10 protein-coding genes are annotated in these 12,711 nt (G+C 41.9%); all 10 read left to right on the top strand.

Annotation, left to right across the window (positions count from 1 at the left end):
- Positions 1 to 1,457 precede the first annotated feature (1,457 nt).
- The 10 genes from I5818_RS19470 (at position 1,458) to I5818_RS19425 (ending at position 12,538) form a co-directional block, all read left to right on the top strand.
- Positions 1,458 to 2,060: a TetR/AcrR family transcriptional regulator gene (locus tag I5818_RS19470; protein WP_058003262.1), complete on the top strand. Its 603-nt coding sequence runs from the start codon at positions 1,458 to 1,460 to the stop codon at positions 2,058 to 2,060.
- A 14-nt stretch (positions 2,061 to 2,074) separates the two neighbouring features.
- Positions 2,075 to 3,556, top strand: coding sequence for an o-succinylbenzoate--CoA ligase (locus I5818_RS19465; protein WP_071977068.1), 1,482 nt, complete (start codon positions 2,075 to 2,077; stop codon positions 3,554 to 3,556).
- 1 nt (position 3,557) lies between these two features.
- The gene (locus tag I5818_RS19460; protein WP_071977069.1) at positions 3,558 to 3,977 is read left to right on the top strand and encodes a MaoC family dehydratase; all 420 of its coding nucleotides are present in this window, start codon (positions 3,558 to 3,560) and stop codon (positions 3,975 to 3,977) included.
- Entirely contained in the window at positions 3,977 to 4,987 is a 1,011-nt protein-coding gene (locus tag I5818_RS19455) for a 3-oxoacyl-ACP synthase (RefSeq protein ID WP_071977070.1), read from the top strand. The genes I5818_RS19460 and I5818_RS19455 overlap by 1 nt, the downstream gene beginning before the upstream one ends.
- Positions 4,984 to 6,831 (top strand): 6-bladed beta-propeller, encoded by a 1,848-nt coding sequence (locus I5818_RS19450; protein ID WP_071977071.1) that lies wholly within the window; start codon positions 4,984 to 4,986, stop codon positions 6,829 to 6,831. The genes I5818_RS19455 and I5818_RS19450 overlap by 4 nt, the downstream gene beginning before the upstream one ends.
- A gap of 30 nt (positions 6,832 to 6,861) precedes the next feature.
- Positions 6,862 to 8,064, top strand: coding sequence for a substrate-binding domain-containing protein (locus I5818_RS19445; RefSeq protein ID WP_235849641.1), 1,203 nt, complete (start codon positions 6,862 to 6,864; stop codon positions 8,062 to 8,064).
- Positions 8,065 to 8,112: 48 nt separating this feature from the next.
- Entirely contained in the window at positions 8,113 to 8,886 is a 774-nt protein-coding gene (locus tag I5818_RS19440) for an ABC transporter ATP-binding protein (RefSeq protein ID WP_071977073.1), read from the top strand.
- Positions 8,864 to 9,568, top strand: coding sequence for an ABC transporter ATP-binding protein (locus tag I5818_RS19435; protein WP_071977074.1), 705 nt, complete (start codon positions 8,864 to 8,866; stop codon positions 9,566 to 9,568). The genes I5818_RS19440 and I5818_RS19435 overlap by 23 nt, the downstream gene beginning before the upstream one ends.
- 1,105 nt (positions 9,569 to 10,673) lie before the next feature.
- Positions 10,674 to 11,543, top strand: coding sequence for a branched-chain amino acid ABC transporter permease (locus I5818_RS19430; protein ID WP_058003270.1), 870 nt, complete (start codon positions 10,674 to 10,676; stop codon positions 11,541 to 11,543).
- A 41-nt stretch (positions 11,544 to 11,584) separates the two neighbouring features.
- Positions 11,585 to 12,538: a branched-chain amino acid ABC transporter permease gene (locus I5818_RS19425; protein WP_071977100.1), complete on the top strand. Its 954-nt coding sequence runs from the start codon at positions 11,585 to 11,587 to the stop codon at positions 12,536 to 12,538.
- Positions 12,539 to 12,711: the final 173 nt, after the last annotated feature.

The raw sequence follows: 12,711 nt of genomic DNA, 5'->3' as shown, positions 1-12,711 counted from the left end.
AAGTGTTAGGCGATTTAAAATAAAGGAAGATTGAATTAGTTATAGAGGATGATAACAATGTATAAAGAAAACTTGTACTAGATTCAGAGATTTACAAAGAAATTCTCAGTACTATGGATTAGAATTACGTGATCAAGAATCATTGAAAAGACTTTTGAGAAACAAATTTAATTTTCTCATGAAGTATGTACTTTTACGACCGGAGTCTAATTACAAATTGAGTAAAAGAATTATATTTTAAAAACGGAAAAAACTTTATTTTCAGAATTACCAAAGGCATCTCTCGAAAAAACATCTTTAGTTGGAAAATGGTTTAAATCCAATACTTAAATTGTAGGGATGCACTAACGAGAGTAAATGTTGCAATGTATATACAAAATTTTAATATTTCTTTTATTTATTTAATGACTTCTACCAAAATGTTAGCAGATAAAGATAAGTGTATATATTTCAAGATTGTTAAGCCGAGAATATTGCCTTTTTTGGCAAAATCAAAAGAAGAATATCAGGACTTAGCCAATTATATTTACTCTATTTAAACATAAAAGAGAAGCAATTGTACATAATGGTAAAAGTATATTTGAATTATATGAAAATTATAATCAAATTAAAGCTGAATTATTTAGAATGCCTGGAATAATAATTAAGTATTCCATGGTGTTTTGGGTTTTATGAATATGACACGTATGAGAAGTTAGAAGACAAAAGGCAAGAATTATTACAAGAACTAGGTGTTTAAACACTTCAGAATACATTAAAAGATGGTCTTAGTTAGGTTTGACATATTAAAATATATAATATGTTGGTATATACACCTGATGAACGGTTCGAGACCTTTGAGAAACAATATTTTTATAATAGAGTGTATTTAAGCTACCTTCTTTGGAATATTGTTAATAAGAATAAAATATGCTGGAGGAAAATGTTCTTACCTGAAGAGTTTTAATCAACAAATCTTTTTACACAAATTTTACACTGGCATCTTAGAAACCCTTATAAGACAAGGGCTTCTAGTGCGTTTTATATACCAACTACCAATATCATTTTTTATTATCCTCAATTATAAAAAGAATTAAGTAATATCAATGTTTTAAAAGTCTCTACAAATATTTGTAGAGACTTTTTCTGTTCAATTTTAGTAATTAATAATTCATCACAGCTGAATTCCCGATAGAATGATACTGGATATTTAAAAAAGCCTTTATTCAAATAGGCAGCAGTCTAATTAACACTATTTTGCTGGTTTTTCAAAAGGTCAATGGTCATTAGTTTCTACCTTTGAAATTCTTCTACTTAAAATGGTAGAAATTTCAGTGTTTTTTTCATTATTCCTAGAGATTGAAAAACAGGAGAACCGTCCCTATGCTTCCAATCAAATCTAGTAATTCTCAAAACAGAAAAATTATTATTGTAATTTTAAAAATATTATTTATAATAAAAGTTGAGAGGTGATTCAGGTGTCAACTAAGAATGTATCTGAGGAAAAAGCATTAACTCCGAGAGGAATTGAAACACGTGAGAAGCTTTTACGAGCAGCTGAGGAGGTTTTTGGGCAGAAGGGATATTTTGAGGCTTCCATTGTTAATATTTCACAAGAAGCCAAGGTTGCGCAGGGAACGTTTTATAATTATTTTCCTTCAAAGAAGGATATTTATGATGAGTTAATTCGGAGCTATAGCCGGGATTTGCGTATTGCGATTAAAGAAGGAATGGCAGGAAGCTCGTCTTTTGAGGAAGCACAGCGAAATGGCTTTTTTGCTTTTTTCAGCTGGGTAAAAAATCATCCCAATTTGTACAGTATTGTCCAACAGGCGGTTGTAGTGGATCAGGAGTTATTCCGCTGGTATTATGGCAAGCTTGCCACTGGATTTTTAAAGAGCTTGTCGCAAGGGATCGAAGCGGGAGAATTTAAGGACCTGGATCAGGAGACTGTTGCCTACTGTTTAATGTCTATTGGGCAGTTTCTCGGAATGAGATGGGTGTATTGGGAAAAGAAAGAGGTTCCTGAAGAGGCATTTGATGCTGCGATGACGCTTATCTTCCAAGGATTAAAAAAGTAAAGAGGGGGAGTTCGATGAAAGGGATTGCCTATTGGATTGAGAAATGGGCATACACACATCCAGATCGAACAGCAGTTATTACAGATAACGAAAAGGTGTCCTATAAACAGTTAGATAGAATGATAGCTTTAGCTGCCCAAGGGATCCAGGAAAAGCTGCAAGGAAGAAAAGGGGAGCGCATTGCGATATTGTCGCATAATCGGTTGGAGTACATCGTCCTTTTATTTGCCATTGCTAAGGCAGAATGTGTGGCGGTTCCATTGAATATTCGGTTGAGCGCGAAGGAGCTTATTTTTCAGCTAAATGACAGTGGTTCAAGAATCCTTTATGCCGAAAAGGATAATGCGGAGTTTGCCGCATCCCTTGTTGAGCAAAGTGAGCTTGAAAGCTTGGCGTTCATGGAGGATGTATGTGAGGAGTCTCAAACAAACTTCGCTTTTGAGCGATCGATTGATGAGGAGGCACCATACATAATCTGCTACACGTCGGGGACAACCGGAAAGCCAAAGGGGGCGGTGCTGACACAGAGCAATATATTCTGGAATGCCGTCAATAATAAGCTTGCCATCGATTTGACGTCAGAGGATCGCTGCATTGTGCTTCTTCCGTTATTTCATATTGGCGGAATCGGGCTGTTTGCGTTTCCATCCTTATTTTCAGGTGGAACGATCGTTATCCCTGGAAAGTTTGATCCTGAAAAAACACTGGCAATGATTGAAAAATATCAGGTGACCGTGGTGATGGGCGTTCCGACCATCCATCAGGCGTTGCTCACGAGTCCATCATTCGGTACCACTGATTTGAGTTCCGTCCGCTGGTTCTATAATGGGGGCGCACCATGCCCGCGTGAATTAATAGATGCCTATTTTGATAGAGGCTTCCTATTCGGCCAAGGATTTGGGATGACTGAAACATCTCCTACTCTATTTATGCTTTCGAAGGAAGATGCACCAAGAAAGAGAGGCTCTATTGGCAAGCCTGTGTTATTTTCCGAATATAAGCTGCTGGATTCTGAGGGGAAAGAGGTTGAAAAAGGGGCCGTTGGCGAGCTAGCTGTTAGAGGCCCAAATATTATGAAGGAATATTGGAACCGGGCCGATGCCACAAAGGATGCACTAAAGGATGACTGGCTCTTGACAGGAGATTTAGCGAAAACAGATGATGAAGGCTTCCTGTTTATTGTAGGTAGGAAAAAAGAAATGATCATTTCTGGCGGGGAAAATATTTATCCGCTCGAAGTCGAGCAGGTCATTAGCCAAATGGAAGGTATCGCTGAAGTAGCCGTCGTTGGAAATGCCGATCCGCTTTGGGGGGAAGTGCCTGCCGCGTTTATTGTCAAGGAAAATGGAAGCGCTTTAACCGAGGAGGCAGTGATTCAACACTGTCAAGGAAATCTAGCAAAATATAAAATTCCAAAGAAGGTTACATTTTTAAAAGAAATGCCGAAGAATGCGACTGGAAAAATTCAAAAAACAAAACTTATAGGAAGCAGGTGACATGGTGAATAGTTATCATATCGGTCAACAGGCCTCTTGCAGCAAAACGATTACTGAAACCGACTTTATCCTGTTTGCAGGAGTAAGCGGTGACTTCAATCCCATCCATATTGATGCGGAATATGCCAAACAAACGAGGTTTAAACAGCGTATTGCACATGGGCTTTTAACTTCAAGCTTATTATCACAGCTCTTAGGTGTTCATCTACCCGGCAAAGGGGCCGTTTATGTCGAGCAAACCATCCAGTTTAAAGCCCCTGTTTTTATAGGCGACACCATTACAGCACAAGGAACCGTACAAGAAATTGATGAAAAGAGACGAATACTGACATTGCTAACACAGTGCTTTAATCAAGAGGGGACACTCGTTTTGACAGGTACCGCCAAGATGATGGTTCCTGAGGATGGAGGGGTAATTTAATGGGAATTGGGATAAAAAAAACAGGCGTCTATTTTCCGCCTGGCATAGAAACGGCAGCAGACTTAGCTGTAAAAACGGGCATACCGGAACAGGTGATTATCGAGAAGTTTGGTTTAGTCCAAAAGCATGTGGCAGATGATAGCCTGCATGCATCAGATCTTGCTGTTGCTGCAGGTAGGCAGGCGCTCGAAGGGATTGACCCGCTATCTATTGATGTGGTGATCTATTTTGGCAGCCCTCATAAGGATTATTATGTCTGGTCGAGTGCGCCAAAAATACAGTATGAATTAGGTGCGAAAAATGCCTATGCGTTTGAAATCATGAATGTCAGCTCCTGTTTTCCGATTGCCTTAAAGGTAGCAAAGGATATGATTGCTGCAGATCAATCGATTCAAAACATCCTCCTTGTTGGGGGCTGCAAGGAATCGCAAGTCGTGGATTATGCCAACCCGCGTTCGCGCTTTATGTTTAACTTTGCGGATGGAGGCAGTGCAGCACTCGTAACAAGAGATTCCACCGAGAGCGAAATTCTCGGAAACGCCATCCTGACAGACGGATCCTTTCATGATGATGTTAGAACACCTGCTGGAGGATCGAAGCATTTTGCCAGCCATGAAACGGTCGAAAAGAATCTTCATTATATTGATGTGAAGGATCCACAATCCATGAAAGAAAGACTGGATCCTGTGTCGATCGCCAATTTTGATACTGTGATTCGCAAGGCACTTCATAGAAGCGGTTATACTCCTCAAGATATTAAACTCCTATTGCCACTGCATACAAAACGATCAATGTTTAAAGAGCTCTTACAATCACTGGAACTTCCTGAAGAAAAGGCGGTCTACTTAAATCATCATGGCCATATGTCAGCCCTTGATCCATGTGTTGGCCTTCACTTTGCCCAGGAAAAAGGACTTCTGAATCCTGGCGATCTTGCTGTAGCAGTTAGTGCCGGAACGGGCTATACATGGGCTGCGACTGTTGTGAAGTGGAAAGGAGAGAAAATATGAAAAAGGTAAGGAGTCTCGTCCTTTTCCTTCTTTTATTTTCCCTTATGTCTGGCTCGAGCGTGTTTGCAGAGGAGTCCTATCGTTTCCAGCATGCGTGGGGAAATGAGACCGATCCTTCTAACGAGTTCCGAACGCCGGTAGCAATGGCGAAGGATCACTCAGGGAATATATACATGGCTGATATGGGGAATCATCGTATTGTAAAAATGGATTCCTCCGGTAAAATTCTAAAGACATATGGCACGCTCGGTCATTCCCCTGGTCAATTTAATATGCCATTTGGCATCGCTGTTGATCAGGAAGGGAATATTCTCGTTGCTGATACAGGGAACTTTCGCATTCAAAAGTTCGATTCTGAATTCAGATTTTTAAATAGCTGGGGGACGAAAGGGGAAGGAAATAATCAATTCGGTTTCCCAAGAGAAATTGCGATCGATCAGGAAAACAATTATTACATTACCGATGAATTTAATCACCGAATTCAAAAATTTACTTCTGACGGCCAGTTTCTCCTTACGATTGGTTCCTATGGAAAAGGTGATGGCCAGATGGCTCTCCCGCAAGGCCTTGCGATAAACAATAAGGGGGAGGTCTATGTAGCTGATACGTACAATAATCGAATTCAAGTGTTTGATCAAAACGGCAGCTTCATAAGGAAAATTGGCGGGCTGGAGCCTGGAATAGGCGCATATCAATTTTACCATCCAAGAGGAATTAACTTTGAGCCAAAGTCTGGAGCTCTCTATGTAGCCGACACTTATAATAACCGAATCATGAAATTTGATGATAAGGATAGGTTTGTTTATACGACAGGGATTTTTCCTAATCTAGTGTATCCGAATCAGATTTTACCATCCGAGAATGGCGATTTATTCATTACGGACACAGGGAATAATCGCATTGAGGTGTACAAGGAAATTGGCCTGAGTATTACCTATAAAATGACCATCGGCTTAGCCAGATACGGAGACAAACAATATGCAGGACCTTATGATGTGCAAAGCGATTCAAAAGGAAATGTCTTTGTATCCGATTCGTTTAATCACCGGATTTTGAAATATAATGCAAACGGAAGTCTAGTAAGCAAATGGGGAAGCATGTTCGGAACTGGCGGGCCGTTTGGCTATGGCAGTTATTATGGTCAATTTTTTGTACCGCGGCAACTAGCGGTTGACCGTTATGACAATGTCTATGTAGCAGACTCAGTGAATCACCGAATTCAAAAGTTCTCCAATTCAGGGACGTTCCTTGCGGCGTACGGCTCATTAGGAACATTAAGCGGCTTTTTCCAATTCCCGAGCGGGGTGGCAGTTGACAGCAAAGGCAATATCTTTGTGTCCGACTCGGAAAACAATCGAATTCAAAAGTTTAATTCCTTTTTCGTCTACATGAAGGAATGGGGTAGAAAAGGGACTGGCAATGGTGAATTCTCTCAGCCGATGCAGCTTGCCATCGATTCTAAAGACAATGTGTATGTAGTGGATCGAATCAACAATCGTGTTCAAAAATTCGATAACAATGGCAAGTTTCTCGCGAAGTGGGGAACGAATAACGGAAGCGGGAACCTCGATCCATTGGAAAATTGGGGCGAAGAACCGGGTGATTTGTTCTTGCCGACAGGAATTGCCATTGATGACCAGGACCGTGTCTATGTAACTGATACGTCAAATAATCGCATGAATGTCTATGATGAAAATGGAAGATTCATCGAACAATTTGGTTCCTTTAGTGGCGAAGACGGGCAGTTTTTCTCACCTCAGGGGCTAGATATTGATCATAATGGGAACATCATTATCGCAGATGGACTGCTTCAAAAAATACAGTTCTTTAAAAAAGAAAATTAATTATAGGGGGAATGGGAGATGAGGTGTAAGATGTCTGGCATGAAGTCTGTTTTATCGATCATCATCGTACTCACTCTTTTCGTAGTAACAGGTTGTTCCGGGGAAAAGGCAAGCTCGAAGGAGGACACCATCAAAATCGGTGTTCTTGCTTCCTTAACCGGTCCGCTTGAGACGTATGGAAAGCAGACAGTAGCGGGATTTGAACTTGGGCTAGAATATGCAACCGAAGGATCGAATGAAGTCGCAGGCAAGAAGGTGAAGTTTATCGTCGAAGATACGGAAACTAAGCCGGATGTCGCGGTAAGAAAAGCAACGAAGCTGCTGGAAGAGGATGAGGTCGATTTCTTAGTAGGTTCATCAAGCTCTGGAGATACGCTGGCCGTCCTGCCGCTTGCTGAGGAATACGAAAAAATTATGGTGGTGGAGCCTGCGGTTGCCGACAGCATCACTGGTCAAAATTGGAATAAGTATATTTTCCGGACAGGACGAAACTCCTCACAGGATGCTGTAGCTGGTGCAGCTGCAATCGCTGAGAAAGGTGTGAAAATTGCAACCTTCGCACAGGATAATGCCTATGGCAGAGAGGGAATCGCAGCTTTTAAAGAGGGAGCAGAAAAGCTCGGTGCGACGATTGTGAATGAACAATATGCCGATCCAAATTCAACTGACTTCACAGCGAATATTCAAAGCATTATAAAAGAAAAGCCTGATTATCTCTATATCGTCTGGGCAGGTTCCAATGCACCGTGGAAGCAGTTAAAGGATATGCAGCTTGAAGAGCAGGGGATTAAAATATCTACTGCCGCACAGGATATCGCTTCTTTAAAAACAATGGATTCCTTAATTGGCATGAGTGGTTTTTCCATTTACTATCATACGCTGCCAGATAATGAAGTCAATGACTGGCTAGTGGAGCAGCATAAGAAAAAATTCGATGGGGAAATCCCTGATCTCTTTACTGCTGGCGGGATGACGGCTGCGATCTCTATTGTCGAGGCGCTTAAGAAAACAGAAGGCGACAAAGATGTTGACGGCTTAATTAGCGCAATGGAAAATATGGAATTTGAGACTCCGAAGGGAACGATGAAATTCCGGGCAGAGGACCATCAGGCTTTACAATCGTTGTATGCTGTAACCCTTGAAGAACAGGAAGGTGTGGATCATCCGGTTCCAGTTCTCATCAGGGAATTAAATATGGATGAAACAGAGCCACCAGTCAGAAATAGCAAATAAAAATTTCGGAATAATTAGATATATATATAAGAAAGGAGGATTGTCGACATGGACCCTATTCTGGAAACGAAAAACCTATCTGTTTCCTTTGGTGAGCATGATGTCATCAGAAATGTGACCTTGAAAATAGAGCGCGGAAGGCTCATCTCTATTATCGGTCCAAACGGGGCGGGCAAGACCACGCTTTTTAACTTGCTGAGCGGCCAAATTTCACCGACAAAGGGAGACATATATTTTAAAAACGAGAATATAACCAAGCTTTCTGTCCCATTACGGGCGAGAAGGGGCATTGGCCGCTCCTTCCAGCTCACAAATATTTTTCCGGAGCTGACCGTTCTTGAGAATATCAGGCTGGCCATCCAATCCTCAAGCAATGATTACTACTCCATCCTGCCGCGGCTATCTTCCAGGAGCCGCCAGCAGGAGGAAGCAAAGGCTTTTATGAAGAAATGTATGCTGAGTGGCAAGGAAGAGGTACTAGCACAGGATTTGGCTCATGGGGAAAAAAGAAAGCTGGAGCTGGCGATGCTGCTCGCTCTAAAAACAGAATTACTGCTTCTTGATGAACCTACAGCAGGAATATCGATTGAAGAGGTTCCTGCCATTCTGGAAGTAATCGAGAACATTAAAAAGGAAGGCTTGTACACGATTATATTGATCGAACACAAAATGGAAATGGTTATGCATTTATCGGATACACTTGTGGTTCTATTTAATGGCGAGCTCTTGGCCAGCGGGAATCCGCAGGAAATCATAAAGGATCAAAGGGTTCAAACGGCATATTTAGGAGGCTTGCATCGTGAGTCTATTAAAACTGGATAATTTGGAAACCTATTTGGAGCAATATCACATTCTACAGGGCGTGTCCCTGTCTGTTGAAGAGGGAAGCATCACGGTCCTGTTCGGCAGAAATGGAGCAGGCAAAACGACAACACTCCGCTCGATTATGGGCTTCAATCCCTCAACTACTGGAACGGTGCATTTTCAAAACCAGATAATCAGTGGAATCTCTACCCATCTGATATCCAGAAAAGGAATCGGATATGTACCTGAAAATCAGGGGATATTCAGTGGCCTGACCGTAGAGGAAACACTGAATTTAGCTAAGGCAAAGAGTGCGGGAGAGACGGAAGCAAAAATGGAATGGATGCTGGAGCTATTCCCGGATTTAAAGAAATTTTGGCGCAAAAAAAGCGGCTTGCTTTCCGGCGGACAGAAGCAGATGCTGGCGATTGCCAGGGCGTATATTAATGGGGATGGTTTGCTGCTGATTGATGAGCCTAGCAAAGGCTTGTCCCCTATTATGGTTGAAAAGCTGATGGAATCACTTCTTAAAATGAAGGAAAAAACAACAATTCTTCTTGTTGAACAAAATTTTCTGATGGCCAGCGAGATAGGCGATTACTTTTATATTATGGACGACGGAAAAATTGTCCATGAAGGCGTGATGCAGGACCTAAAGGAAGATAAAGAAACCTGCCAGAAATACTTAGGGATAGCGTAGGAAACGATCGTGTCAAAATAATCGACCGGAATGATGACCGAACTTCGAAAGAAAGAGGGAGTAAGGTAACCAATCGCTCGGAAAGGTGACCGAAACCTGAAAGAAAGAGGAGGTAAGGTAACTAATCGACCAGAATGGTTCCCAAAACTGGAAAGAAAGAGGAAGTAGGGTAACCAATCGGCCGGAAAGGTTCCCGAAACTGGAAAGAAAGAAGCAGTAGGGTAACCAATCGGCCGGAAAGGTGACCGAAACTCGAACGAAAGAGGAAGAAAGGTAACAAATCAATCGGAATAGTTACCGAAACTGGAAAGAAAGAGGAAGTAGGGTAACCAATCGATCGGAAAGGTGACCGAAACCTGAAAGAAAGAGGAAGAAAGGTAACCAAATGTTCGGAAAGGTTCCCGAAACTTGAAAGAAGGAGGAAGAAAGGTAACCAATCGCTCGGAATGATGACCGAAACTCGAAAGAAAGAGGAAGAAAGGTAACCAATCGATTGGAAAGGTTCCCGAAACTGGAAAGAAAGAGGAAATAGGGTAACCAACCGCCCGGAAAGGTTACCAAAACCTGAAAGAAAGAGGGAGTAAGGTAACCAATCGCTCGGAATGATGACTGAAATTGGAAAGAAAGAGGAAGAAAGGTAACAAACCGCCCGGAATGATGACCGAAACATGAAAGAAAGAGGAAGAAAGGTAACCAACCGCTTGGAAAGGTTACCGAAACTGGAAAGAAAGAGGAAGTAGGGTAACCAATCGCTCGAAATGATGACCGAAACATGAAAGAAAGAGGAAATAGGGTAACCAATCGATAGGAATGATGACCGAAACTCGAAAGAAAGAGGAAGAAAGGGAACCAATCGCCCGGAAAGGTTCCCGAAACCCGAAAGAAAGAGGAAGAAAGGGAACAAACCGCCCGGAAAGGTTCCCGAAACATGAAAGAAAGAGGAAGAAAGGTAACGAATCTATCGGAAAGGTTCCCGAAACCCGAAAGAAAGAGGAAATAAGGTAACTAATCTATCGGAAATACGGAACTATTCGATCTAAATAATTACCGAAAATAGAATGATATAAAGTTTTGACAATACGTAGGAAACGAAGGGGGGCTGGAAATGGAAGTTTTTATTAATTTATTGGTCAATGGGGTTTCAACAGGGCTGCTTATTTTCCTTCTGGCTGCTGGACTTACTTTAATTTTTGGATTAATGAATGTGTTGAATTTTGCCCATGGCGGATTATTCGTCTGGGGGGCTTTTTCAGGCGCATGGATTTTTAAGGAAACAAACAGCTTTTTATTAGCGATTGCTGGTGCCATTGTGATCGGAATCGGATTAGGCTGGGTCATGGAGAGATTTCTCATTCGGCCAGTTTACGGGAATCATGTCCGGCAGCTGCTGATCACATTAGGTGGCATGCTGATTTTATCAGAAAGCATCAAAATCTTTTGGGGACCCAATCCCATTCGGGTAAATTTGCCGGGATGGCTGGAAGGAAGCTATCAATTTGACGGAATTATTATTATTAAATATCGTGTGTTTGTGATTGTGATCGGCTTGCTTCTATATTTGGCATTATGGCTTCTGCTCAGCCGTACGCAGATCGGCCTGATGATCAGGGCTGGTGTCATGGATAAGGAAATGGTCCAGGCGCTCGGAATCAATGTAAAGGGACTGTTTACCTTTGTCTTCCTGCTGGGAGCGGCATTGGCTGCTTTAGGAGGGGCGCTTTTGGCGCCATATTCAGGAGTCGTTTTTGCGGAAATGGGCATGCAGTACGCTATATTAGCTTTCATTGTCGTGATCATTGGCGGAATGGGCAGCCTGCAAGGATCTGCACTTGCTTCCCTGATTGTAGGTGTAGCGGGAGCCTTTATGGCCTATTTTATGCCTGATTTGTCACTCGCATTGAATATGCTCCTTTTGGTTATTGTTTTATTAGTGAAACCAACTGGACTGCTGGGAGAAAAGGGGAGTGCAGTATGAGAGGGCTATTTCATAAGGTTCCAATGTATGGGGGGCTTGCCATTGTCTTGATTATGCTGCTGTTCCCATTTGTCAACGACTCCCGAAGCATACTGATTTTATTCACACAAATCTTTATCTTTGCTATTTTTGCGATGAGCTTTGATATCCTTTTAGGGTATACCGGTATCGTATCCTTTGGTCATTGTATGTTCTTTGGAATTGGTGCCTACAGTACGGCGATTATTTTTAATCATTTGGAAGCCAATCTGCTTACGTTTATCATCGGTTTGGTTATAGGAATTGTCCTGTCAGCCTTGGTGAGCTATATCATCGGCTTATTATCGTTAAGGCTCAAAAGCCATTTTTATGCGATGCTGACATTGGCGGTTTCCCAGCTTTTTCTCGTTTTAGCGGAGAAGTGGCGTGGATTCACACATGGGGGAGATGGATTTACATTCAGTGTGCCTGATGTATTCAAGGATCGTACTTCCTTCTATTATATTGCACTCCTCAGTGTGGCGGTTGTGTTTATTCTGCTGAAGCTTTTCACGGAATCATCTACTGGCAAAGTGTTAAAAGCCATCTCTCAGAATGAATATCGGGCAGCGGCATTAGGGTTTAGAACGCTGCATTATAAGCTAATCGCCAGTGTAACGGCAGGGGTGGCCGCATCCTTTAGTGGAGCACTATATGCTGTATCATTAAGATTCATCAATACCAATGTCTTTTCCATCGAAGTCACGCTCGATGCGCTATTAATGACGATGATTGGAGGACTAGGAACACTTGCTGGATCCATTGCCGGGGCAGGAATAATTGAGTTTTTAAGGCATTACCTCTCAGAGCTTGCGATGTCCTACCCTATTTTTGAAAGATGGACCATTATCCTCGGGTTCTTATATATCGTGGTACTGCTTGGATTCCCTTCCGGCTTGGCAGGATTTATTAAGAAATTCACTTTGAAAAAGAAGCGGAAGGTGAAGAAAAAAGGGGAATTGGAGAGGACTGCTTAGTAAATAATGGACCAAAAGAGGGGGGCGTTTTCGCTCCTCTTTAGCATTTCATATATTTCAAGGGGGGACTTCCTTACTTAGAATCAGTCAATCAGCGATAGAATAACTCATTAAGGTGAAAAAACTGAAAAGTTCTTGTCTTCTGATATTGTAAATAATTGGTTCTCCTTATA

This window comes from Heyndrickxia oleronia (assembly GCF_017809215.1).
GTDB classification, from domain to species: domain Bacteria; phylum Bacillota; class Bacilli; order Bacillales; family Bacillaceae_C; genus Heyndrickxia; species Heyndrickxia oleronia.
The sequence above is the reverse complement of the archived record's forward strand: the minus strand, read 5'-3'. Positions and strand labels throughout refer to the sequence as shown.

Excerpts from the sequence above, each read along its gene's own strand:
- I5818_RS19445 (WP_235849641.1), top strand. The coding sequence starts at position 6,862 with ATGTCTGGCATGAAGTCTGTTTTATCGATCATCATCGTACTCACTCTT.
- I5818_RS19450 (WP_071977071.1), top strand. The coding sequence starts at position 4,984 with ATGAAAAAGGTAAGGAGTCTCGTCCTTTTCCTTCTTTTATTTTCCCTT.
- I5818_RS19465 (WP_071977068.1), top strand. The coding sequence starts at position 2,075 with ATGAAAGGGATTGCCTATTGGATTGAGAAATGGGCATACACACATCCA.
- I5818_RS19460 (WP_071977069.1), top strand. The coding sequence starts at position 3,558 with ATGGTGAATAGTTATCATATCGGTCAACAGGCCTCTTGCAGCAAAACG.
- I5818_RS19440 (WP_071977073.1), top strand. The coding sequence starts at position 8,113 with ATGGACCCTATTCTGGAAACGAAAAACCTATCTGTTTCCTTTGGTGAG.
- I5818_RS19455 (WP_071977070.1), top strand. The coding sequence starts at position 3,977 with ATGGGAATTGGGATAAAAAAAACAGGCGTCTATTTTCCGCCTGGCATA.
- I5818_RS19430 (WP_058003270.1), top strand. The coding sequence starts at position 10,674 with ATGGAAGTTTTTATTAATTTATTGGTCAATGGGGTTTCAACAGGGCTG.